The organism is Streptomyces sp. NPDC091289 (genome assembly GCF_044757365.1).
Taxonomy (GTDB): Bacteria; Actinomycetota; Actinomycetes; order Streptomycetales; family Streptomycetaceae; genus Streptomyces.
This window is the reverse complement of sequence record NZ_JBIVUT010000010.1, coordinates 45071-68971: the sequence shown is the minus strand read 5'-3', so window position 1 is coordinate 68971 and position 23901 is coordinate 45071. Positions and strand designations below refer to the sequence as shown.

General features: G+C 71.5%; 21 protein-coding genes. 14 read left to right on the top strand and 7 right to left on the bottom strand.

All coding sequences use genetic code 11. The annotated features are described in order from the left end of the window. The first annotated feature begins 51 nt into the window (after positions 1–51). Positions 52–789, top strand: a complete 738-nt coding sequence (locus ACIQPT_RS15005) for a response regulator transcription factor (protein ID WP_401156053.1) — start codon at positions 52–54, stop codon at positions 787–789. Then, complete coding sequence (locus tag ACIQPT_RS15000; RefSeq protein ID WP_401156052.1) at positions 786–2237, top strand: ATP-binding protein; 1452 nt, start codon at positions 786–788, stop codon at positions 2235–2237. Before ACIQPT_RS15005 ends, ACIQPT_RS15000 begins: the two co-directional genes overlap by 4 nt. Before the next feature lie 21 nt (positions 2238–2258). Here ACIQPT_RS15000 and ACIQPT_RS14995 read toward each other — a convergent pair whose 3' ends face one another. Beyond that, on the bottom strand, positions 2259–3203 hold the full coding sequence (locus tag ACIQPT_RS14995) for a phosphatidylinositol-specific phospholipase C (RefSeq protein WP_401156050.1): 945 nt from the start codon (positions 3201–3203) through the stop codon (positions 2259–2261). 94 nt (positions 3204–3297) lie between these two features. Beyond that, positions 3298–4374 carry an alkene reductase gene (locus ACIQPT_RS14990; RefSeq protein WP_401156048.1) on the bottom strand — a complete coding sequence of 359 codons (1077 nt, stop codon included), beginning with the start codon at positions 4372–4374 and terminating at the stop codon, positions 3298–3300. A gap of 113 nt (positions 4375–4487) precedes the next feature. Here ACIQPT_RS14990 and ACIQPT_RS14985 point away from each other — a divergent pair, with 113 nt between their 5' ends. Together ACIQPT_RS14985 and ACIQPT_RS14980 are read left to right on the top strand one after the other, a co-directional pair. Further along, on the top strand, positions 4488–4910 hold the full coding sequence (locus tag ACIQPT_RS14985; protein ID WP_401156046.1) for a MerR family transcriptional regulator: 423 nt from the start codon (positions 4488–4490) through the stop codon (positions 4908–4910). A gap of 208 nt (positions 4911–5118) precedes the next feature. Next, on the top strand, positions 5119–5811 hold the full coding sequence (locus tag ACIQPT_RS14980) for a fascin domain-containing protein (protein WP_401156044.1): 693 nt from the start codon (positions 5119–5121) through the stop codon (positions 5809–5811). A 71-nt stretch (positions 5812–5882) separates the two neighbouring features. Here ACIQPT_RS14980 and ACIQPT_RS14975 read toward each other — a convergent pair whose 3' ends face one another. After that, complete coding sequence (locus ACIQPT_RS14975; protein ID WP_401156043.1) at positions 5883–6098, bottom strand: hypothetical protein; 216 nt, start codon at positions 6096–6098, stop codon at positions 5883–5885. Positions 6099–6331: 233 nt separating this feature from the next. Next, the gene (locus ACIQPT_RS14970) at positions 6332–6673 is read right to left on the bottom strand and encodes a cupin domain-containing protein (RefSeq protein WP_401156041.1); all 342 of its coding nucleotides are present in this window, start codon (positions 6671–6673) and stop codon (positions 6332–6334) included. Between the two features lie 71 nt (positions 6674–6744). On the opposite strand from ACIQPT_RS14970, the gene ACIQPT_RS14965 reads away from it, so the two are divergent. Both ACIQPT_RS14965 and ACIQPT_RS14960 read left to right on the top strand, forming a co-directional pair. Further along, positions 6745–7764 carry a GlxA family transcriptional regulator gene (locus tag ACIQPT_RS14965; RefSeq protein WP_401156040.1) on the top strand — a complete coding sequence of 340 codons (1020 nt, stop codon included), beginning with the start codon at positions 6745–6747 and terminating at the stop codon, positions 7762–7764. Between the two features lie 290 nt (positions 7765–8054). Then, complete coding sequence (locus ACIQPT_RS14960) at positions 8055–9398, top strand: LPXTG cell wall anchor domain-containing protein (protein WP_401156039.1); 1344 nt, start codon at positions 8055–8057, stop codon at positions 9396–9398. A gap of 142 nt (positions 9399–9540) precedes the next feature. Here ACIQPT_RS14960 and ACIQPT_RS14955 read toward each other — a convergent pair whose 3' ends face one another. Together ACIQPT_RS14955 and ACIQPT_RS14950 are read right to left on the bottom strand one after the other, a co-directional pair. Next, positions 9541–10260 (bottom strand): ABC transporter ATP-binding protein, encoded by a 720-nt coding sequence (locus ACIQPT_RS14955; RefSeq protein ID WP_401156037.1) that lies wholly within the window; start codon positions 10258–10260, stop codon positions 9541–9543. An 8-nt stretch (positions 10261–10268) separates the two neighbouring features. Beyond that, the gene (locus ACIQPT_RS14950; RefSeq protein ID WP_401156036.1) at positions 10269–11693 is read right to left on the bottom strand and encodes an ABC transporter permease; all 1425 of its coding nucleotides are present in this window, start codon (positions 11691–11693) and stop codon (positions 10269–10271) included. Positions 11694–11920: 227 nt separating this feature from the next. On the opposite strand from ACIQPT_RS14950, the gene ACIQPT_RS14945 reads away from it, so the two are divergent. From ACIQPT_RS14945 to ACIQPT_RS14935, 3 genes are all read left to right on the top strand, one after another. Further along, entirely contained in the window at positions 11921–12586 is a 666-nt protein-coding gene (locus ACIQPT_RS14945) for a response regulator transcription factor (RefSeq protein WP_401156035.1), read from the top strand. Next, positions 12583–13821 carry a sensor histidine kinase gene (locus tag ACIQPT_RS14940; RefSeq protein ID WP_401156033.1) on the top strand — a complete coding sequence of 413 codons (1239 nt, stop codon included), beginning with the start codon at positions 12583–12585 and terminating at the stop codon, positions 13819–13821. Before ACIQPT_RS14945 ends, ACIQPT_RS14940 begins: the two co-directional genes overlap by 4 nt. A gap of 248 nt (positions 13822–14069) precedes the next feature. Next, positions 14070–17414, top strand: coding sequence for a S8 family peptidase (locus ACIQPT_RS14935; RefSeq protein WP_401156031.1), 3345 nt, complete (start codon positions 14070–14072; stop codon positions 17412–17414). A 162-nt stretch (positions 17415–17576) separates the two neighbouring features. On the opposite strand, the gene ACIQPT_RS14930 is transcribed toward ACIQPT_RS14935, so the two are convergent. Continuing rightward, positions 17577–18572, bottom strand: coding sequence for a GlxA family transcriptional regulator (locus ACIQPT_RS14930; RefSeq protein ID WP_401156029.1), 996 nt, complete (start codon positions 18570–18572; stop codon positions 17577–17579). 264 nt (positions 18573–18836) lie between these two features. Between ACIQPT_RS14930 and ACIQPT_RS14925 the strand changes: the two genes are divergently transcribed. The 5 genes from ACIQPT_RS14925 (at position 18837) to ACIQPT_RS14905 (ending at position 23522) form a co-directional block, all read left to right on the top strand. After that, the gene (locus ACIQPT_RS14925; RefSeq protein WP_401156027.1) at positions 18837–19553 is read left to right on the top strand and encodes an isochorismatase family protein; all 717 of its coding nucleotides are present in this window, start codon (positions 18837–18839) and stop codon (positions 19551–19553) included. Positions 19554–19627: 74 nt separating this feature from the next. Then, positions 19628–21391: an Imm49 family immunity protein gene (locus ACIQPT_RS14920; RefSeq protein ID WP_401156026.1), complete on the top strand. Its 1764-nt coding sequence runs from the start codon at positions 19628–19630 to the stop codon at positions 21389–21391. Between the two features lie 73 nt (positions 21392–21464). Further along, positions 21465–21959, top strand: a complete 495-nt coding sequence (locus tag ACIQPT_RS14915) for a GNAT family N-acetyltransferase (protein ID WP_401156024.1) — start codon at positions 21465–21467, stop codon at positions 21957–21959. 61 nt (positions 21960–22020) lie between these two features. Next, positions 22021–22869 carry a hypothetical protein gene (locus ACIQPT_RS14910; protein ID WP_401156022.1) on the top strand — a complete coding sequence of 283 codons (849 nt, stop codon included), beginning with the start codon at positions 22021–22023 and terminating at the stop codon, positions 22867–22869. Continuing rightward, entirely contained in the window at positions 22866–23522 is a 657-nt protein-coding gene (locus ACIQPT_RS14905; protein WP_401156020.1) for a YdcF family protein, read from the top strand. The genes ACIQPT_RS14910 and ACIQPT_RS14905 overlap by 4 nt, the downstream gene beginning before the upstream one ends. Positions 23523–23901 lie beyond the last annotated feature (379 nt).

Here is a 23901-nt window from a genome sequence, read left to right as displayed (position 1 = left end):
GCGAGGCTGGGACACTCCCACCGGCCGGAACGAGAAGAGGACGACACAGCGATGAGCCCCGCCGAAGACGATCCCCAGCGCATCCTGATCGTCGACGACGAACCGGCCGTGCGCGAGGCGCTTCAGCGCAGCCTCGCCTTCGAGGGGTACGGCACCCAGGTCGCGGTCGACGGGTACGACGCCCTGGCGATGACCGAGGCCTACGCCCCCGACCTCATCGTCCTGGACATCCAGATGCCCCGGATGGACGGCCTCACCGCCGCCCGCCGCATCCGGGGCACCGGCTCGACCACGCCCATCCTCATGCTCACCGCCCGCGACACCGTCGGGGACCGGGTCACCGGCCTCGACGCCGGGGCGGACGACTACCTGGTCAAGCCGTTCGAGCTGGACGAGCTCTTCGCCCGCATCCGGGCCCTGCTGCGCCGCAGCTCCTACGCGGCGTCGGCGGCGGGCGCGGACGCCCCCGACGACGACGTCCTCTCCTTCGCCGATCTGCGGATGGACCTGGCCACCCGCGAGGTCACCCGGGGTGAACGGCGGGTCGAGCTGACCCGTACCGAGTTCACGCTGCTCGAGATGTTCCTGTCCCACCCGCGCCAGGTGCTGACCCGGGAGCAGATCCTCAAGGCCGTCTGGGGCTTCGACTTCGAGCCGAGCTCCAACTCCCTGGACGTGTACGTGATGTACCTGCGCCGCAAGACGGAGGCGGGCGGCGAGCCGCGCCTCGTCCACACCGTGCGCGGGGTGGGCTACGCGCTGCGTACGGGCGGGAGCGGGGAGGCGTGAGCACGGCGGTCACCCCCGCGGGCAGGTCCGGGCCCGCCAGGAACGGGCTGGTGCGCCGCTTCCGGGCACTGCCGCTGCGCTCGCGGCTCGCGATGCTGGTGGCCACGGCGGTCGCGGTGGCGGTGGCGGCGGTGGCGGTGGCCTGCTGGGTCACCACGCGTGAGCGGCTGACCGAGCAGCTCGACACGACGCTGTCCCAGGTGAAGCCGAACGAGAACGCGATCCGCCTGCTGACGACGTCCTGCACGAGCGGGCTGCCCGGCGACTTCCAGATCGTCGGGCCGTACACGATCCAGCTGGTGCCGGCCGTGGGGCAGAAGCCGTGCACGGTGCCCGGCAAGTCGGCCATCCCGATCGAGGCCGCCGACCGGGCGGTCGCCGCCGGGCTGCGCGAGGACGCGACGCACACGACCACGGCCGAGGACGGCACGGAGATGCGGGTCCACACCTCGGCCGCCGGCCCGGACCGCCCCGGCCTCGCGGTCTCCGTGGCCGTCCCCATGAAGCAGGTCACCGATCCGCTGAACCAGCTGGCCTGGGTGCTGCTCATCGTCTCCGGCATCGGTGTCGTCGGCGCGGGCGCGGCCGGGCTGTGGATCGCGCGGGCCGGGCTCCGGCCGGTCGACGAGCTGACCGAGGCCGTCGAGCACGTGGCCCGCACCGAGGACCTGACCGTACGGATCCCGGTGGACGGCGAGGACGAGATCGCCCGGCTGTCGAACTCCTTCAACTCCATGACGGCCCAGCTCGCCTCCTCCCGCGACCGCCAGGCCCAGCTGATCGCGGACGCGGGCCACGAGCTGCGCACCCCGCTGACCTCGCTCCGGACGAACGTGGAGCTGCTGGCCCGCAGCGACGAGACGGGCCGGATGATTCCGCCGGAGGACCGCAAGGCGCTGATGGCGTCGGTGAAGGCCCAGATGACGGAGCTCGCCGCGCTGATCGGCGACCTCCAGGAACTGGCCCGCCCGGACGCCGCCCAGCCCGGCCCGCTCCAGGTGGTGGCCCTGCACGAGATCACCCGCACCGCCCTGCGCCGCGCCCGCCTGCGCGGCCCCGAGCTGACGATCACGGAGGACCTGGCCCCCTGGTACGTACGCGCGGAACCGGCCGCCCTGGAGCGGGCGATCGTCAACGTCCTGGACAACGCGGTGAAGTTCAGCCCGCCGGGCACCACGGTCGACGTGACGCTGCACCGGGGCGAGCTGACCGTCCGGGACCGGGGGCCCGGCATCCCCGCCGAGGAACTCCCGCACGTCTTCGAACGCTTCTGGCGCTCCCCGTCCGCCCGCCAGCTCCCCGGCTCGGGCCTGGGCCTGTCCATCGTGGCCCGTACGGTGCACCAGACGGGCGGCACGATCGCCCTGCGCCCGGCCCCGGACGACGGCCCCGGGACCGTGGCGGCGCTCACGCTGCCGGGGGCGCCGACGCCGCCGCCGGAGAGGTGATTCCTGGCCGGCGGACTCCGCTCACCCCGTCGGGTTGTGCCGGATCAGCGACTCCACCAGCCCGGACCGCTGGTTCGGGTAGTCCAGCGGGACGATGCCGAGCCCCGTCCACCCGGCCGTCTCGGCGCGCTCCAGGAAGGAGTGCACCTGCGGGTTGAGCCGGTCGGCGTTCCAGCGGGGCGGCATCAGGGCGGCGGTGGAGACGTAGTTCATGTAGAACCTGCCCGGCTGTTCGGCCGCCTTGCGGAACTGGGCCTCGATCTTCGGATACTTGGCGAACGGCTCCGCCATGTAGTCGTCCTGGATGTCGAAGAGCGCCGGATCCCCGTACCGCACCCCGGGCAGCCCGCCGTTGTCCGCGAGCAGCACCACCTTGCCCCGGGCCCCGCCGAGGTCGGGGAGGGTGGAGTCGAGGCGGAACAAGGACCGCCAGCCCCGCCCGTCCAGGTAGTCGTCGAAGACCGCCCGGAACGCGGCGTCGCTCTCGGACGAGTACTCCTGCTTGACCCGCATCAGCACGGTCTCGGTCGGCCGCGCGGCCAGGAAGTCCCGGCAGGCGACGAGGACATCGCCGAACATCAGGTTCTGGAACGACGCCCCGTGATGGATCGCGAACGAACCGTCGGTGATCCGGCACCGTACGTCGAGGAAGCGGATGCCGCTCTCCAGCTGCTGCGCGATCGTCGTGTTCTGGCACTCCGACCAGGGACCGCCGAACCGGGCCCCCGAGTCGTGCGTGCCCGGGATCGTGAGCCGCTGGAGCGCGGTGCCGTCGGGCAGGGCGGCCATCCAGTCCTGCGTCCCCCGGACCGCCCGGCGGCCGGCTTCCCGGGTGGCGGCGACGGCGGGTGCGGCGCCGACGACCGCCGTGGCGGAGACGGCGAGCGCACCGGCCAGGAAGCCTCTGCGGGTCGGCAGGGGCAGGAGTGGAGGCGGGGACTTGGGCGTGCGCGCGGCGGTGGACATGCGGGGTGCCTCCAGGGGCCGTGGGGGGCTGGGCCCTTGGATTCTGACGGGCACACGTCACGGCGGGAAGAGGGCGACGCCCACCTGACGCACCTCAGGCCGCGTACTGGAAGGCCGAGTACGTCAGATAGCCCTCGTCGCCGCCCTGGAAGTACGAGGCCTCGTCCGCCGGAGCGATCGGCACCCCGGTACGCAGCCGCTCGACCAGGTCCGGGTTGGACAGGAAGGCCCGGCCGAAGCTGATCAGTTCCGCCCCCAGCCCCAGCCAGCGGTCGGCGTCCGAGCGTTCCACCTGCTTCGCGCTCATCGGCAGCGACGGGTTCATGATCAGCGTCCCGGGCCACGCCCGCCGCAGGGCGACCAGCACATCCTCGTCGGCGGTGCCCTCCAGGTGCACGTACGCCGGCTCCAGCCGCGCCAGCTCGGCCAGCAGCGCGGCGTACAGCTCGGGGACGTCCCGCTCCTCGACCCCCCAGAACGTGCCGCCCGGGGAGAGCCGGATACCGGTCCTGGCCGCGCCCACCGCGTCCACGGTCGCCGCCACCGCCTCGACCGCGAACCGTATGCGGCCGGCGACCGAGCCCCCGTAACGGTCGTCGCGGAGGTTGGCGTTGGAGGAGAGGAACTGGGAGATCAAGTAGCCGTTGGCGCCGTGGAGTTCGACGCCGTCGAACCCGGCGTCGACGGCCCGGCGGGCGGCCGCCGCGTACGACTCGACGTGCTCGGGCACCTCGGCCGTCTCCAGGGCGCGCGGCAGCGGCGCGGGCTGCGGGCCCGTCGGGGTGAACACATCGCCGACCGCCGCGACGGCGGAGGGCCCGACCGGCCGCAGCCCGGTGGTGTCGGGGTGCGAGACCCGGCCGCCGTGCATGATCTGGGCGAAGATCCGGCCGCCGTTCGCGTGCACGGCGGCGGTCACCGGACGCCAGGAGGCGACCTGCTCATCGGTGTACAGCCCGGGCGTGCCGGGGTTGGACTGCCCGACCAGGCTCGGCTGCACCCCCTCGCTCACGATCAGCCCGGCGGTGGCCCGCTGCGCGTAGTACGTGGCCATCGAGGGCGTCGCCAGCCCGCCGGAGGCCGCCCGGACGCGGGACATCGGCGCCATCACGACCCGGTTGGGCAGCACCAGGTCACCGAGGCGGTGGCTGTCGAAAAGGCTCTGGTTCATAGCGCGAAGCTCCTAGCTGCGTGGCCGTACGGCTCCCGTGAAGCCCGTTTTCCGGGCACAGCGCTACGCTAAAACCTGACATCAATGTGAGGGGCAAGCGTGAGGGGCACGGCATGCGCATCGGAGAGCTCGCGGCGGCCACGGGGGTCAGCGTCCGGTCCCTGCGCTACTACGAGGAGCAGCGGCTCCTGAGCAGCACCCGCAGCCCGAGCGGCCAGCGGCACTACACGGACGCCGAGGTCGAGCGGGTCCACTTCATCCAGCGCCTCTACGCCGCCGGCCTCTCCAGCCGCACCGTCAAGGAGCTGCTGCCCTGCGTCGACGCCCCCAGCGAGGAATCCTCCGACGCGGCGATGGAGCGGATGGAGCAGGAGCGGGAGCGGCTCTCCGCCCACATCGACGACCTCCTCTCCACCCGGGACGCCCTGGACATCCTGATGGCCACCAACCGCGCCCACCGCCGTACCCTGCGCCGCCCCGCCGACGCCCCTTCCGCATGCGTCCGGGACGGAAACGAAGCACGTCTTCTTTCCTAACGGGAAACAACGGAAGAATATATTCATCGCGGCTGTTGCCGGAATTCCGGAGAAGCCATAAAAAGCTTTGCCGGAGATCGCGAACTGCCCTTACTCTGGGGCCACTTCACGAACCTGCACACTCCACCGCCCCATTCCGGAATACGGAATGGGGCGGTGGAGTGCAGAATCTTCCGCGACGAAAAGCGAGGAAATACCTGTGCGTCGCATGACCTCCACCCTCCTTTCCCTGGCCGCCGCGCTGACCGCCTCCGCCCTGGCCGCGCCGGCGGCCGGAGCCACCCCGCAGAACGACCGGCCGGCCGGCGCCTCCGCAGCCGGGATCCCGACAGGCCGGATCCCGACAGGCTGGGAGAAGGTGAACGGAGACGACCTGGCACACCTCACCGGCGCCTCCGACAGACAGCAGACCCCGACCGCCTCCGGCAGAAGCGCCTCGGCCCAGGCGGACGAGACATCGAAGCTGGCCGTCAAGTCGGTGCGCAACGGGAGGTTCACCTCCACCGAGGTGAAGTACGCCGCACCCAACACCGGTGTACTGCGGGCCCGTTCAGTCAATGTCACCGGCGCGTGGGAGGGCTTCGCGTTCGAGTGGCACGAGGCCTCCCAGACGTACGCCCTGAAGTCCCTCGCGAACAACCTCTACGTGGCGGTCGAGAAGAACTTCACCGGAAATTCGAAGAACGTGCTGCGGGCCCGTTCGACGACGGCGGGCGGCTGGGAGCGGTTCGAGCTCTACCAGAACACGGACCTGAACCTCTACGCGCTCCGGTCCACCCTGAACGATCTCTTCGTCGCGATGGAGAACAGCTACACGGGTTCGCTCCAGTACGCGCTGCGCGCCCGCTCGGCCGACGTCACCGGCTCCTGGGAGCAGTTCGACCTGTACAGCATCGGCTGACCGACCCGTTCGCGCGCGGGCCGGCCGATCTGCCGTAGCAACCGGGCCGTGCCCGCCTCCCCGGCGGACGGTCACGGGCTGACTTCGCGGTCGCCGCCGCCCTCCTCGCGGTGCTCACCACCGGGATCACCCTGGCGGCGGCCCCCGGAACGGACACAGCGCCCCCGGCCGGCGGCGACGGTCGCGACGGCGGCCGGCGGCGGAACCGCCGGAACGCTCGCTCCGGGGAGGTCCGGCGTTGCGTAGCGGGGCGGAAGATCAGGGGTGAGGAGTGAGCGTGCGGCCATGGGTCCCACCTGCCGTGCGAGGAGAGACGGGCAGCCTCTCACCAGTGATTCGTAGCCGCACGGCGAAGGGATTGGGCCCGCGCAGACACCGACCGACACCGACCGACACCGACCGGCAGACACCGACCGACGCCAGCCGACCGACGCCGACCGGCAGACACGCCTCCGACGGCCTCGAACCGTCCGCCCGGTCCCCTGCTCCGGGCGGACGGCCGAAACCCATCGCCCCCGGCTCAGGCGGTCATCAGTGAGATGCCGAGCATCCGCGCCCCCGTCTCCGTACGCGGTCGGTGCGCACTGCCCGGCGCGAACACGACGTACGTCCCCGGCCCATGGCGCTCGCCGCCGTCGACGACCTCACCGCTGAGGACGAAGTACCGCTCCTCCGTGTGGTGTTCGTCGATCTCGGGCCATTCCGTGCCCGCCGCGAAGTCGATCAGCCAGCCCCGGGCGTACGCCGTGCCCGGCAGCCTCCGGCGCCAGATTCCGGGGGCCACCTCGTGCGGCTCGACGTCGTCGACCTGGACCACGGTCTTCAGGGCGCTCGCCGCGCCGTTTCGGGTCTCCTCGCTCATGGCCCCAGCGTGACGCGGAACGATCAGCCCGGACGAGTGTCCAAGATGACATCCTCGGGTACTTTCCTGCCATGCCCGCATCCGGATCCCGGCATCACGTGGTGGCGCTGCTCAACGCGCCGCAGTCCCCCTTCGAACTCGCCTGTGCCGCCGAGGTCTTCGGGGCCGTCCGCCCGGAGCTGCCCACGCACTACACCTTCGAGGTCTGCGCGCGGCGGCCCGGCCCGCTGCCGACCACCGTCGGGCACGCGCTGCTCGTCGAGAGCGGCCTCGACGCACTGCGCAGCGCGGACACCGTGATCGTGCCGGGCTGGCAGCCGCCCGGCGGGCCCGTGCCGGAGGACGTCCTGGACGCCCTGCGGGCGGCCCACCGGCGCGGGGCGCGCATCGTGTCGATCTGCACGGGGGCTTTCGTCCTCGCCCGGGCCGGGCTGCTGACGGGGCGGCGCGCGGCCACGCACTGGCGTCGAAGCGGCCAACTGGCCGACGCATTCCCCGAGGTGACCGTCGTCGGGGACGTGCTCTACGTCGACCACGGCGATGTGGCGACGAGCGCGGGCAGCGGCGCGGGCATCGACCTCTGCCTCCACCTCGTACGGTCCGACCTCGGCGCCTTCTACGCCACGCAGGTGGCCCGCAGCATGGTGCTGCCGCCGCACCGGGACGGCAGCCAGCTCCAGTACGCGGCCCCGCCCGCCCCCGTGGGCCCGGTCACGGGGGCGGGTACCGGATCCGGCTCGGACGCCTCGCTGGCCCCGGTCCTGGAGTGGGCGTTGACGCGGCTGGGGTCGGACCTGTCCGTCGACCGGCTGGCCGCGTACGCCGGACTCTCCCCGCGCACCTTCGCCCGCAGGTTCGTCCGCCAGGTCGGCACCAGCCCCGGGCAGTGGCTGCTCCAGCAGCGCATCGACGCGGCCCGGTCGCTGCTGGAGCGGACCGAACTGCCCGTCGAGACGGTCGCCGTCCGGGTCGGGCTGTCCTCGGCGGTCAATCTGCGGCGGCGCTTCCGCGCCGCCCTCGGGACGACTCCCGGCGCGTACCGCACCCTCTTCGGCGAAGCGGCGACCACCACAGCACTCCTGACGGAATGACACGCTCCGCCGGGGGGCGACCGTATGGACCGGGTAGAGCGCATCGGCGCGGGAAACGTGACCGCATGGCCTTCGTCACAGCGATAAGGCAGAAACTGAGAGCAACTGCACGCTTTGGCGAAGTCTGTCCGCTCCGCATGACGCCGCCCCCGCCCGGGGCCCCGGAATATTCGGCCGGCCCCTCACAGAATCCTCATACGATCGGCACAGGCCGCCCGCGTGATCCATTCCGCTGTGGCAGCCGCCCCTCGGCATTCATCTGCCGTTCAGGACCCGACCCAAGGGATCATGTGAAGATTCGCCGCGTACTCGCCACGGCTGTCGCCCTCGCCGTGACCACTCCCGCCGTGCTGCTCTCCGTCACGCCCGCCTTCGCCGACACCAAGCCGGCCGCACAGGCGCAGGCACAGGCGCAGAACAAGCAGAGCAAGCCGACCGTCAAGGAGCTGGAGAAGGCCGCCGCCGAGGCGCAGAAGGCGTACGAAGAGGCCGTCAAGGCTCGCGACGAGGCCCAGGTCACGGTGCAGAAGGCCCTCGAGGAACTGTCCAAGGACAGCCACCCGCTCGTGGCCGCCGCCAAGACCGCCGCGCAGGCCGCGAAGGACGCCGCGGCCGCGAAGGACGCCGCCGACCAGGCCGTGACCGACGCGAAGGCCGCCGTCGACGCCCTGCCCGCCGACGCCACCGAGGAGCAGAAGACCGCCGCGGCGACCGCTCTCTCCGAGGCCGAGGCGACCGCGGCGACGGCAGCCGCCGCCAAGACCGCCGCCGACACCAAGGCCGCCGAGACCGACAAGGCGGTCCACGACGCACGGATCGCGGCACTCCGCGCGGCCGGCGCGGCCGACAAGGCTCTGAACGACGCGCGCGCCGCGAAGGTCGCGGCCGACGCGGCGCTGGCCAAGGCCGTCAAGGAGGCGGAGGAGGCGGAAGAGGATGAGGAGGGCCTGGACTGCGAGCCCGAACTCGACCTCACCGCCGATGTCACCGGCCTGCCGTCCACGCTCGTCGCCGGGACGACGACCGCCTTCTCCATCCGTGTGACCAACGGCAGCAAGCGGCACATGGACGAGATCATCACGTACACCGGTGTCCACGCCACCGACAGGACCGGTCTCAAGGACACAGGCAAGTTCTTCCGCCTCCAGTGGTCCACCAAGGCCTCGCCGAAGTGGCAGAACATCAACAAGCACAACTACATCGACGCCGTCGGCGCGCTGAAGCCCGGCGCCCACGCCGACGTCAAGCTGCGCCTCACGCTCGACAAGGCCACCCCGGCCGGCAACGGTGTCGCCTTCATCGCCGCCGAGTTCTACAACAAGGACGGCTCCTGCGGCGGTGCGCCCGGTCTCGACATGTACGAGTTCGACGTCAAGGCCGCCGGCAGCAAGCCCGGCAAGCCCGGGGACGCCAAGCCCGTCAAGACCGCGAAGCCCGGCAACGACGACGCCGGGCACAAGCCGCAGGGCACGGCGTCGGGCACCCCGGTGAAGACCGGTACGGACGGCAGCCTCGCCGCCACGGGCTCGTCCTCCGCCACCACCTCGATGGCCCTCGCGGGCGGTGCGGCCGTGGTGCTCGGCGCGGCGGCGGTGTTCGTCGTCCGTCGCCGGAAGGCCGGTTCCGACGCCTGACAGTTCCGACGCCTAACGGTTCCGACACCTAACGGTTCCGACACCTGACGGTGAAGGAGTGAGCCGTGAAGGCTTGACGGCGTGAGGGGGTGGGGCCCGTGCGGGCTCCACCCCCTCACCTCGTACCGGGCGGCTGTCCGGCTCAACGCCGGGACAGCTTCCCCCGCTTGAGGTGCAGCACCTCGTCCGACGCCTCGGCCACCTTCGCGGAGTGAGTCACCACGATGACGCACTTGCCCTCGTCGTGGGCCAGCTTGCGCAGCACCTCGACGATGTCGGCCGCGGTGTCCTGGTCGAGGCTGCCGGTGGGTTCGTCGGCGAAGAGGATGTCCACCTCGCAGGCCAGCGCGCGGGCGATCGCCACCCGCTGCTGCTGCCCGCCGGAGAGCTGCTGGATCCTGCGGTGGCGGTCCTCCTCCGCGATGCCGAGGAGGCCGAGGAGTTCGTTCGCGCGGTCCTTGCGGCCGCGCCGGGCCGCGCCGGTGATCTCCATGGCCGAGGTGACGTTCTGCACGGCGGTCAGATAGCCGAGCAGGTTGAAGGACTGGAACACGGTGGCCGCGTGCCGGCGGCGGTAGGTGTCCAGGCCCAGCCGGTCCAGCTCCTGCCCCCGGAAGCGGACCGTGCCCGCGCTGGGTGCGTCGAGGCCGCTCGCCAGGGAGAGCAGGGTGGTCTTGCCACTGCCGGAGGGGCCGACGACCGCGTACATGCGGCCCTGCTCGAAGTCCTGGCTGACGTCCTTGAGGACCGTACGCTCCCGGGCCCGGTTGCCGACGGGATAGCTCTTCCGGACGTCGACGAGCTGGAGAACCGGGGTCCGGCCGGTATCCGTCGGACCGGTCGTCGCATCGGTGTGCGCCATGGCCATGGTCAGTCGCCCTTCGTGAGGATCTGGCGGGGCTTCAGCCGCAGGACGCGGTAGCCGGGTACGAGGGTGGCCGCGGCGGCGATCCCGAGACCGGCCGCGCCGACCTTGCCGATGTCGCCCGCCGTGAGCCGGACGTCCAGCGCGTCGATGGGCTCGGCCGTGGGCTCTTCCTCCTCCGGTGCGGCGCCCATGGAGTTGGCGTAGTCGTTCTGCTTGTCGGCGCTGCTGTCGTTCTTCGCCTCGGAGACCTCGCCGGCGAGCAGCCCGCTGCCCACGGTCGCGGCCAGCGCCTGGCTGGCGGGTACGGCGAGGCCGATGGCGATGAGCGCGCAGGCGGCGATCTCCACCAGGTGCTGGCCGAGCAGCCGCGGCTTGCGTTCGCCCATGGCCAGCAGGATGCCGAGCTCGTGGCGGCGCTCGCGCAGCGAACTCGCGACGATCAGCGACACGACCGCCAGTCCGGCCAGGGAGACCAGCCACACCGTGAGCGTGGCGAACCCCGCCGTCCTGGTGATGGGCCCGACGAGCTGCTGGTACTGCTTGTCGTTGACCGCGAGCGGATAGATCTCCGGGTCGAGGCCGAGCTTCTCGGCCGCCTTCCGCAGCTCCGGCAGATCGTCCGGGGAGCGCAGGGTGAAGGTGGCCTCCTGGATGTCCGAGCCCTCGTCCGTCGGGGTGACGGCCGACAGTGAGCCGGCCGCGTCCGGGGAGGCGTAGATCAGGTTGGCCGGGTCGGCGAGCGCGGGCCCGAACTGGCTGCTGGAGGCGGTGTCGCTGACGTAGATGCCACCGACGGTGAACTCCTGCGGCTTCTGCGTGCTGCCGTCACCGCGGAAGGGGCGCACGGTGACCTTGTCGCCCACCTTCAGCTTGTTCGCCTCGGCCAGCCGCTTCTCCAGGACGAGGACGCCGCCGCCGGTGTCCGGCCCGATGCCCCGGCCCGCGACGATCTTCGAGGTGCCGTTGCGGAAGGCGGGCATCGCCGCGAGGTCCCGTACACCGTCGATCTTGAAGAAGTCGCCCGACTCGGTGTCGGTGGCGGGCGGCGGTGGTACGGCGCGGTAGAGCTTCAGCCGGTCCGTGGGCTGCCCGGCGGACTCCACCTTGTAGCTGAACCCGGTGACGAGCGGTGACGCGCCGAGGCGATCGGCCTGTCCGCTGCGCAGCCGGTCGTCCGGGTCGATCTGCAAACCGGCCGCGCCCCCGTTCTCCGCCTGCCCGGCCGCCATCAGCGCGTTGATGTCCAGGGACATCGTGGCCACGGCCCCCACCGTGCGCTTCGCGTCCGCCGCGGCGCGGTCGGCCGCCGACCGGATCAGGAAGCCGGAGAGGACGAGGGCGCAGATGACGAAGAACAGGCCGGTCAGCAGCAGCGCCTTGCCGGGCGTGGCGGTCAGACGCCACCAGGCCCGTTTGAACAGGTTCATGGAATCGATCTCTTCGCAGTCGGAGACGAACGGACGGCTCACGCTAGGAAGCGGGCGTTATCGGCAGCGTTCGGCGGCGGACCGCGCCGGGCGGCCTTTCATACGTCGTCCAAATGCGGGCTCTGATAGTCATGGGGGACGCGCCCGCTGTGGGACGTATCCAGACAAGTGGCGCCTCCGCATCCGCGGCCCGGCCCACCCCGCGCGAGGAGAGGGCGAGACCGGCGATGCGCGTGCTGATCGTCGAGGACGAGGAGTTCATGGCCGAGGTCATCGGGCTCGGCCTGCGCCGCGAGGGCATCTCGTCCGACACCGTCCACGACGGTGCGGCGGCCCTGGAGAAGCTGGCGGTCAACGACTACGACATCGTGATCCTCGACCGCGATCTGCCCGGCGTGCACGGGGACGAGGTCTGCCGCCGTACGGTCGCGGAGCACCCCGGCTGCCGGATCCTGATGCTGACCGCCGCGGGCCGCCTCGGCGACAAGGTGGCGGGCCTGGGCCTGGGGGCCGACGACTATCTCCCCAAGCCCTTCGACTTCCCGGAGCTGGTGGCCCGGCTCCGCGCGCTCTACCGCCGGGGCGCCCCCGCGCACGCCCCGACGCTGGCCCTCGCGGACCTCACCCTGGACACGCACCGCAGGCGGGCGGAGCGGGCGGGCCGGGAGATCCGGCTGACGCCGAAGGAACTGGCCGTCCTGGAGCTGCTGATGCGGGCGCAGGGCGGTGTGCTCAGCGCGGAGCATCTGCTGGAGAAGGCGTGGGACGAGGCGGCCGACCCGTTCACCAACGCGGTGCGCCTCGTCGTCCACACCCTGCGCCGCAAGCTGGGCGAACCACCGCTGCTGCACACCGCGGTCGGCGCCGGCTACTACCTGGCGGAACGGCCGTGACCGGGCTGCGCCGGGAACCCGGGACCGGGAAGCGCGGGGCCCGCACGACGGGTGAGCGCCGGGTCAGCATCCACACCCGGCTCTTCCTCGGCTTCGCGGGAGTCCTGGTGGTGTCCGGGGCGCTGATGGTGGCCGCGGTCTACCTCGGTATGCGGTTCCTGCCGTCGTACGACCTGGGCACCGCGCCCGTCCACACCGACTTCGTACCCGGTCTCCCGGCCGACCGCCTGCCCACGCCGTTCCCCACCGCCGATCCGCCGCCTTCGTACGCCGAGACGCAGGTGGTCCGCTCCAAGGAGGACGTGTGGTCCACCGTGCTCACCGTGTCCGTCGCGGGCGCGGCGCTGGTGGCCACGCTCGGCCTGGCCGCCGGCTGGCTGTTCTCGCGCCGCCTGCTGGCCCCGCTGCACACCATCGGCCGGGCCGCCGCCCGCGCGGGCGAGGGAGACCTCTCCTACCGGATCCACGCCACCGGCCCGAACGACGAACTCCGCGCGCTCGCCGACACTTTCGACGACACCCTGGACCGGCTGGAGCGCTCCTTCGATGCCCATCAGCGCTTCGCCGCCAACGCCTCCCACGAGCTGCTCACCCCGCTGGCCACCACCCGTACCGCCCTGCAACTGGCGGCGGCGGACGACTCGGGCCGCGAACTGCTGCGGCTGGCCCCGCGCCTGGCCGCCGTCAACGAACGCAGCATCGAGATCGTGCACGGCCTGCTGCAGCTCGCCGGGGCCGAACACGCGCGGCCCGACAGCGAACCGGTCGACCTGGCAGCGATCACCGCCGGGATCTGCGAGGAACTGGCCCCACGCGCCCGGGCCGCCGGAATCGCCCTGGAGACCGACCTGGAGCCCGGCCGCCGGACGTTCACGGGAAACACCGCGCTGCTGCGCCGCCTGGTGCACAACCTCGTCGACAACGCGCTCACGCACAACGTCCCGGCGGCGGGCACGGACGACGGCTGGGTGCACGTGGCGGTGTTCGGCGGCCACGACGGACAGGTGTCGCTGGAGGTCTCCAACTCCGGTCCCCCGCTGGCCCCGGAGCACACCGACCGCCTCTTCGAACCGTTCCACCGGGCCGCGCCACGCGTGCGCAGCGACCGGACCGGACACGGTCTGGGCCTCGCCATCGCCGACGCGGTGGTGCGCGCACACCACGGCACGATCACCGCCGTCGCCAACCCCGACGGCGGCCTGACGGTACGGGCGGATTTCACCGAGGATGCGTGAGTCGGCGGACGTACACCGGCTCTGACGTGCTCTTGTCCCACACGATCACTGGCTGAATACTGCACGGCCACGGGGTCAGTGGTGCTGATGAGGCTGATGTTTCTGACGCGACCGATGCGTTGTCGCGCCTGCAGATGGCCGAAAGTGCACGAGCCCCGGCCGCACCGCCCGCACCGCAGCACCGCCCGCACCGCACGCACCACCCGCACCGCACGCATCTGTCCCATCGGACTATCCAAAGGATTCACGTGCCGAGCCAAGCGAGAAGAAGACGTGCCGCGGCCATAGCCGTGATCGCGGCACTGGCGACGACCGGAGCCGCCGTACCGGCGACCGCCGGTCCACAGACCGCGCAAGAAGCGGCAGAGGCGGCGAAGGCCGCCGCCCCGCACCGCGTACAGCTGATCACCGGCGACGTGGTGGAGGTGACCTCGGGCCACGTCACCGGCTTCGACCCCGCGCCGGGCCGCGAGAACATCCCCGTCCACCTGCGCGAGGACGGCGACCGCAGCCTGGTCGTGCCGCTGGACGCCCAGCGGCTGATCACCACGGGCACGGTCGACGAACGTCTCTTCGAGGTAACGGGTCTGGACACCGAGGCGGCGCGCGCCTCCTACCGGAACGGCCTGAAGGTCATCGTCGGCTACACGGACGCGGCCGCCGCCGCCACGGCCCGCGCCGAGGTCGCCGCGGCGGGTGGTACGAAGGTGCGCCGGACCATCGGGGCGTTGAACGCGCAGGCCGTCACCACGCCGGGCCGCGACCTTCCACAGCTGTGGAAGGCGCTGACACGAGCCGGCGGAGGCGGCGACGACACCGCCCGGCGCACCGCCGCCGGCATCGACCGGGTGTGGCTGGACGGCACGGTCACCTCCCAACTCGACGTCAGCGTCCCGCAGATCGGCGCGGACCAGGTGTGGGCCGCCGGGTACGACGGCACGGGCGTGAAGGTCGCCGTGCTCGACACCGGCGTCGACGAGACCCACCCGGACCTCGCCGGGCAGCAGATCGCGGAGAAGAACTTCTCCGCGTCGGCCGACGCCAAGGACCGTCAGGGTCACGGCACGCATGTCGCGTCCACCATCGCCGGTACCGGGGCCAAGGCCGGCGGCGCGTACAAGGGCGTCGCGCCCGGTGCGCGCCTCATCGACGGCAAGGTCCTCGACGACTCCGGCAGCGGCAACGAGTCGGACATCATGACCGCCATCGAGTGGGCGGTCGGCGAGGGCGCCGACATCATCAACATGAGCCTGGGCGGCCCGGACGCGCCCGGGGTCGAACCGCTGGAAGAGGCGGTCAACCACTACAGCGAGACCGCGGGCGTCCTCTTCGCGATCGCCGCGGGCAACGAGGGCCCCGGCGCGAGCACCATCGGCACGCCCGGCGCGGCCGACCGGGCGCTGACCGTGGGTGCGGTGGACGGCGACGACGCGATGGCGGCGTTCTCCAGCCGGGGCCCGCGGCTCGGCGACGGCGCGATCAAGCCGGACGTGACGGCTCCCGGTGTCGACATCACCGCCGCCTCCGCACCGGGAAGCGCCATCGCCACCGAGTACGGCGAGAACCCGGAGGGTTACGTCACCATCTCGGGCACCTCGATGGCCACGCCCCATGTCGCGGGCGCGGCGGCCCTGTTGAAGCAGCGCAACCCCGACTGGCGGGCCGCCGAGCTCAAGGGGGCCCTGACCGCCTCCGCCAAGGACACCGGTTTCACCGCCTTCGAGCAGGGCTCCGGCCGCATCCAGGCCGACCGGGCCGTGGAGCAGACGGTGCACGCCGAGCCGGTCTCGCTGAACTTCGGCAGCGTCGAGTGGCCGCACGACGACGACCGGCCCGTCGTGCGCACGCTCACCTACCGCAACTCCGCCGACGCCGACGTCACCCTGAACGTCACTACGGGCGGCACGGGGCCGGGCGGCACAGCGGCCCCCGAGGGCATGTTCACCGTCAGCCCCGCCGAGGTCACCGTCCCGGCGGGCGGGACCGCCGAGGTCGCGGTGACCGCCGACACCTCGGTCGACGCCCCCGACGGGCAGTACAGCGCGGCCGTGGTCGCCACCGGAGGCGGGCAGTCCGTCCGGAGCGCCGCAGCCGTCGAACGCGAGACGGCCTCGTACCCCGTACAGCTCCGGCATCTGGGGCGCGACGGCAAGGACGCGACCGCCTTCCAGACGTACGTCACCGGCCTGACCGGCGAGGCGGCGGGCCAGGAGTTCCCCCTCGACGAGAAGAGCGCGTCGGCCGAACTGCGGCTGCCAGTGGGCGAGTACAGCGTCCACGGGATCGTTCTCGCCGACCGGGCCGACACCACGAAGGGCGCCGACTGGATCGCGCAGCCGAAGCTGACGGTCGACGGCCCGCAGGACGTCACGCTCGACGCACGGACGGCGAAGCCGGTCGACATCACCGTCCCCGACCGCAGGGCGACGGCGCGGCAGACGCACGCCGGCTACACGCTCAAGGTCGACGGCTCGGACCGGAAGTTCGCCTGGCGGCTGCCGTCCTTCGAGAACTTCCGCTCGGCGGGGCTCGGCCCCGACATCACCGACGGCTCGCTCCAGCAGCTGTGGGACGCGCACTTCGCCTCCGGCGAGAACACCCAGTACTCACAGATCCACGGCGGTCCGGTGACCCGCCCCGCGACCGGTTACACCCAGCACCCGCGCAGCCGGGACTTCGCCCGCCTGGTCGCCGGACTCGGGGAGCCGGTGGCGGGCAAGGACGCCTTCCTCACCCCGCTGGGCCTGCTGCCGACGGCCGGCTTCGGCCTCTCCTCGGGCCGCACGCTGCCGAGCCCGAACACACAGACGCTGTATCTGGCGGGAGCCACCGGGACGAAGTGGTACGTGGGCTTCGAGCAGCTCGGCGACACCCTGCCGAACGGCTGGCAACTCACCGACAGCCGTTACGGGTTGAGCAACGAGACCTTCCGGCCGGGCCGGACCTACCGCACCGCCTTCAACACCGGCGTCTACGGTCCGGTGCTCGGCGACATGCAGGGCGTCAGCCGTTCCGGCGACACGCTCTACGCGTTCCTGAACATGTTCTCCGACGGCCAGGGACACGACGGCTACACCACTGTGGAAAGCGCCCGCACCACGCTGCACCGGAACGGCGAGAAGATCGCCGAGAACGACGACGACCTGAGCGTCAGCTCCTTCCCGGTGCCGGCCGAGGACGCCGAGTACACCCTCGGCACCTCGGTCACACGCAGCCCGAAGATCGCCCGGGTCGGCACCCGGATCGACGCCTCCTGGACGTTCCGCTCGCGTTCCGGCGACGACGGCGACCTGCCGGTCTCCGTGGTGCGCTTCCGGCCCGATGTCGACCTGCGCTCGCAGGTCCGGGCGGGCCGCCCGGTCTCCGTACCGGTGGAGATCCAGGGTGCGGCGGCCGGGAGCGGTCTCCGGTCCCTCAAGGTCGAGGCGTCGTACGACAACGCTGTCAGCTGGCAGAGGGCCCCAGTCATCCTCGGCAGGGCACTCCTGCTGGCACCCGCCGAGGACCGGACGGTCACGCTGCGCGCCGAGATCGTCGACCGGCAGGGCAACACGTCCACGCTGACCTTCCACGACGCGTTCGCGGGCCGCTGAGGGAGGGAGGCAGGGGCCCGAAAGAGCGGGTGGAGGGCAGCGGGAGCCGGGGGGTTCCCGCTGCCCTCCACCGCTCGACGGCTCAGCCGATCGACGGCTCGACGGCTCGACCGATCGACCGATCGACCGATCGACCGATCGACGGCTCAGCCGCTCAGCCGCTCAGCCGACCGGATGGGACCGGAACCGCCGCCGGTACTCCGTGGGCGTCGTGTTCAGCCGCCGCCGGAACGCCCGTACCAGCGTGTCCACCGTGCCGAACCCGCAGACGGACGCGATGCGTTCGAGGGTGGCGTCGGAGGACTCCAGTTCGTTACGGGCCTTCTCGACCCGGACGGACTCGATGTAGGCGTGCGGGGTCATGCCGAGCTCGGTCTTGAAGAGCCGGGTGAGGTGGCGATCGCTGACATGGGCGTACTCCGCGAGGTCCACGACGGTGAGCCGGCGCCCGATGGTGCGCAGGATGTGGTGGCGGAGGTCCTCGATGCGCCGGGTCGCCGAGATCCGCTCCAGCGGAACGCTGAACTGGCTCTGCCCGCTCTGCCGCTTCAGGTACATCACGAGCTGACGTGCGACGCGCAGGGCGACGGCCTCGCCGAGGTCGTCGGCGATCAGGGCGAGGGACAGATCGAGGCAGGCGCTGATCCCGGCCCCGGTCCAGACGTCGCCCTCGCGGATGAAGATCGGGTCGGCGTCGACCTCGATCTCCGGGTGCTCGACGGCCAGTTGCCGCGCGGTCGACCAGTGGGTGGTGGCGCGCTTGCCGTCGAGCAGTCCGGCGGCGGCCAGCAGATGCGCCCCGACGCAGACGGAGGTGACCCGCCGGGTGCGCGCCGCGAGTTCCTTCACCCGCTCCACCAGCTCGGGGTCGACGAGGGCGTGCACCCGCCGCTCGCTGTCGACCTCCACCGAGCCGGGGACGATGAGGGTGTCGATGCTCCGCCGGGCCGCCTCATCGAAGGTGAGGTCCGGGAGGATGCGGACCCCGGCCCCGGTGGTGACCGGCTCCAAGGAGGCTGCGGCCAGGACGACTTCGTACCCCGCAGCGTCGTCGGTCTCGCGCCGGGCGAGCGAGAACACCTCCGGCGGCCCGGTGACGTCGAGCAGGTCGACGCCGTCGAAGAGGACGATGACGACGAGCCGTCCGACGATGTCCATGGATGGGCCTCCTGACGCCGACAGCCCACGCGGATGTCGGTATCTGCATGTTAGACGTCATTGTGGACATCACGGCCGGGCCCTAGCGTCTAAGACAGCTCGCCACCCGAGCTCAGCTCGCTCGCCCTCCCCCGACGTACGGCCCCGAGGCGGTACACCCATGCCCCGGACCGGCCATCCCGCGCGACCTCAACGGTCGGCAGGCATCGCCACCCTCGGCGACCTGCACGGGGCCGTCGTCGCCGCCCAGAAGGAGATCACCCCATGAAGCTGCTCCGCACCGCCACCCTGATCGGCCTCACCGCCGTTCTCGCCGCCACCGCCACCGCGTGCGGAGGGAGTTCACGGGCCGATGCCGCGACCGACAAGAAGACGAACACCGCCTCCGGGAACGTCGCCGAGAAGACGACGACACTGCGGGAGCTCAACAAGCTCGACGAGACCCCCGCCACGCTCACCGACGCGACGCTGATCCTCGTCGACTACCAGAACACCTACACCGAGGGCGTGATGGAACTCGACGGTTGGAAGCCCGCCGTGGACAACACAGCGGCCCTACTGAAGCGCGCCCGCGCGGCCGGCACACCGGTCATCCACATCGTCGACAAGGGATACGACCTCACGTCCGAGGCGGGCCAGATCATCCCGGCCGTGAAGCCGGTCGAGGGCGAACCGGTCGTCGAGAAGAGCGTCCCGAACGGCTTCCACGGCACGAACCTCGCCGACGAGGTCGAGAAGGCCGGCCGCAAGAACGTCATCATCGCCGGGTTCATGACCAACATGTGCACCCTGTTCACGACCCAGGGCGCGTTCATCAACGGCAACAACCCGACCGTCGTCGCCGACGCCTCCGCGACCCGTCCACTGCCGCTCAAGGGCAACCCGAACGGCATCCCGGCTCAGCAGCTGCACGAGTCGGCTCTGGCCACGGTCCAGGACCTGTACGGGGTGGTCGTCCCGACGCAGAAGTCCCTGAAGTAGCCCGTTCCCGTCCCGTCCGCCCGGAGCCGCCGTGCGCGCTCCGGGCGGACGAGACGCCTCAGTAGGGTTTCCGGGTGACCCAGGAAACCCAGGAACCCCAGAACAACAACAACGCACCCGACGCCCATCTGCCCATGCTGACCACCGGCCGGGCCGACCACCTGCGCCGCCTGGTGGCCGACGACCTGAGCGCGCGGGACGGCGCGCCCGCCCGGGTGGAGGGGGCCACAGCCGTACGCGAACGCTCCACGCACCACCTCACCGCCCTGGCGCAGCGCTGCGGGGCGGAGGACCCGGAGCACTGGCCGGCGCTGATAGCCCAGCACTTCACGTCCCTGGACGCGGTGGCGCAGGGCGGCGAGAGCACCGAGGAGCTGCTGCGCCGAACCGTCCTGCGCCTGCTGCCGGCCGAGGCTCTCACGGCGGACGAAGAGGCCGGCTACGGCTACGCCCGGCAGCCGGCGGACGGCCTGGTGACCGCCCTCGCCCTGGACGCCCCCGACTCCGTACGCATGCTCACGGATGCGGACGTCGACCGCGCGGGTCTCGACGCGCTGCAGGCGGCGGGCCGGGCGAACCTGCTGGCCGAACCGGTGGAGCACGAGGAGATCCGTACGCCGTCGGGGGCGCTCCTGCACTCGGTGTACGGCGACTCCCACTTCGTGGCGAGCAAGGCGCTCGTCCTGGGCGACCTGGCCCGCTCCCTCACGGGCCGGGACCTGCCGGAGGCCGGGGCGCTCGTCGTCGTACCGACCCGGCATCTGCTGGCGTTCCACCCCATCGAGGACGCCACGGTGGTGGACGCGGTCAACGACCTGGGGATGTACGCCATGGGCGCGTACGAGGACGGGCCCGGATCCCTGAACCCGCTGCTGTACTGGTGGCGACGGGACGGCCTGGTCTGCCTGACCTCCGTCGACGAGAAGACCCGCGCAATGGAGGTCGCACCGCCGCCGGAGCTGATGGACCTGATGCGGAGGCTGCACGCGGAGGGTGGGCCCGCAACGGAGCCCCCCGCCCCGAACCCCGCACCCGACATCGCTGAACTGGCCGCAACAGCAACCAGGTTCACCTCCGCCCTCGCTCAGGACCCGGCCGCACTCCCCGAGGCCTTCCGCGCGGCGACGGCCCACGCACTCGCCCACGGCGCCGAGGACCCCGACGGCGCGAAGCTGGAGACCTGGGAGGCCTGGGTCACCGCGATGCAGCTCGGCGACGCCCTGTTCGCCACGGCCCTCCCGCACGGGGGCCCGGCGGAATTCCGCATCGGCGACCGCGTGATCCCCCTGCCCGCCACCGGCCCGTCCCCGCACACGAACGGCCGCGCCTGGCTGGACGCCTTCTGGCTCGCCCTCGTCTGCCGCGAGGGCGACCGCCTGACCCGGCTGGCACGGTTCCCCCTGGACGACCTGCGCCGCGCGGAACCGTCGCAGGACGCCTACCTCTTCCACTGGATCGACACCCTCCAGACCTACTGGAACGGGCAGTCCATGGACGACATCGTCCAGAAGCTCATCGCGACGATGGAGACGTCCGAGCCCAAGGTGGCGACGCGCACCGCGCCCGAACTGCTGAACCAGATCGACTACCAGCCCGCCGCCCTCTTCCACCGCCTCATCACCCGCAACCATGAGGCGTTCGCGGAGACCCTCACCGAGGCTGTGGCCCACCACGACCGCTACTGGACCGGCTCACCCGACCCCCGCAGCCACGTGGCGCTCGGCCCCCTCGCCCTGGCCTGCCTGGCCCACGACGGGGACTTCCCGGTGGACGCGACACTGCCGCGCCTGCCGAAGCACCTGATCAGCCGGACGTGGTGCGGGGAGTTCCCGACCTGAGCGACGGGGAACGGCCGCGGCCGCGCGGAAATCCACGCGCGGCCGGGCCGCCCGGGTGATAGATCTCCCCGACATGACCGATCTCGTGACCGCGCGGCTCCTGCTCCACCCCATGTCCATCGACGAGGCCGAGAAGCTGGTGGCGAACGAGCCGGACGACAGCGTCCGATGGGCCCCGGAGTACCCCACCGAAGGGGACGTGTCGGCGGCCGGACGCTTCCTGAGGACGTACGGGAGCACCGGTGACCCCAGCCCGTTCGGCCCGTACCAGATCTGCCTCCGCGCGGACCGCCGGACGATCGGCGGCGTGGACTTCCACGGCCCTCCGGACGAACACGGCAGCGTCACGATCGGCTACGGCCTCGTCCCGTCGGCCCGGGGCAAGGGTTACGCCTCCGAAGCCCTGCGCGCCCTGCTGTCGTTCGCGCGCTCCCAGGGCGTCGCCTCGGTGAAGGGCGACGCCGACCACGACAACACGGCGTCCCAGCACGTGATGACCGCGGCCGGCATGCGACCGGCCGGCGAGGACGAACGCGTCAAGTACTTCGCCGTCACCTGGAGTCCGTGAAGCCCGGGCCCCGTGCGCTACGTTCCGGGCCGACGCTGCTGTCCAGGAGCGGTTCGAGCGCTTGCTGGACGACCACGGTGGGACAGCCGGGCTCCACAAGCAGCCGGTGTCGGCTGCCGGGGATGACGAGACCTGGGCCGAGGACCTGGAGCGGGCGGTGGTCTGCTTGAGCCGACAGGACTTCGGCTTCGCCTGCACCTTGCTCGACCGGTGGCTGCGCCGCGTACCGCCGCGTGAACTGGACGAGCGAGGTCAGTATCTGTACGCGCGGACTCTGACGCTGTTCGGCGATATGCGACGCCTGCAGGGCTCGTTCTGCGATCTCATCACGGCATCGAGCCTGTACGCCGACGCGCGCAGCCTGTTCGTCGGCCTCCGCGTCCCACGTCGTGCGGCCCAGATCGAGCTGTCACTGGCCGTCGTCGAGGAGATGTCCGGCCAACTCGCCTCTGCGGCATCCCGGTACGAGGCACTGGCCGAGGACGACCGCCTCAGCAGGCGTGACCGTGTTCGGGCCCGGCTCTGGATCGGCACCGCCCTGTCCAAGCAAGGCCAAGCCGACTCGGCCATCGTCCTCATGCGGTCGGCTGCCCGGGAGTTCTACGACCTCACGGAACCGGAGGACTGGGCGGTGGCCCAGCAGAAGCTCGCGCTGGCCCATCGCGGAGCGGGCGACCTCACGCACGCCCTCCGCTTCATCGAAACGGCTCGCTCGGCCGGACGTCCGAACTCTCCGTTGGAGCATGTGCAGCTCGACACCGCTCATGCTCACATCCTGCTGTCCGACCCGGCGACCGCCGGAGAAGGGGAGGAGACCCTCGACAGAGCAGCCGCCACCGCCGGCCGACACGGACTGGGGCACCAACTGCGCAGCATCATGACCATTCGTGACAGCCAGGAGTACGCGTGAACCCGATCACCGACGCGGACAGAGACGGCGCCCGGATTCTCTGGGACTTCAATGTGCTGAAGCAGCCGGTCCGCCCATGTTCGGCCGCGCTGGCCCTGGGCGGCTGCGACATCGGGGTCGCGGCCGCCGCAGCCGATCTCTACCGGGCCGGGTTGTTTCCCACGGTGGTCTTCTCGGGCGGCATCATGCCGGCCACCCGTGGACGTTTCCCTCGCGGCGAGGCCGTCCACTTCCGCGAGAGAGCGATCGCCTTGGGCATACCGGAAAATGTCGCTCTGCTGGAGCCGCATGCGACCAACACCGGGGAGAACATCAGCTTCGGCCGCAAGGTGCTCACGCACGGCGGGACTGTGGTTCGGTCGGTTCTGCTGATCTCCATGCCCTACATGCAGCGGCGTGCGTACGCCACCTGTCGCAAGCAGTGGCCGGACGTCGACCTCGTGTGCGCTTCCCAACCGGTGACCTTCGACGACTACGCCAAAGCGCAGGACGACGAGGCGGAATTCATCGCCATGATGATGGGCGACACGCATCGGGTCATGGAGTATCCGCACCGTGGCTTCGCCATCGAGCAGGAGGTTCCGGAGCATGTCCGCGACGCCTTCGAACGCCTCCGGAAGCGCGGATACGACACCTGGCTGCTCCCCGGCTGACCGAAGGTCCACAACCCCGGTGGGCACCCTCTGCGCCATCCACCAGCCCAATCTCACTACTGAACCAGCCCGCACTGGGCCCGCTTGAGTCAAGCCCTTCATCCGCTGAAAGTCCTGGTCATGCCGGGTCGTGCGCGGGCGCGACCCGGTGCGTTCCGGTACACCTCGACACGCCGTCGACCGGGTCGCGCCCGACCGCGACTTGGTGAAGCGCGACATCAACTACTCAAAGAAACAAGAGAAATAACCAACCCCACCCGACCCGACCCCGGCAGCCACCCGACGCACCCCAGGGGCCTCGGTGGGTGCCTTGGGGCTCCGTCACCCACACGGGTGAGGTTTGCCAACTCGGCTCGCTTTCGGCCCGGTTGCCCGGCAT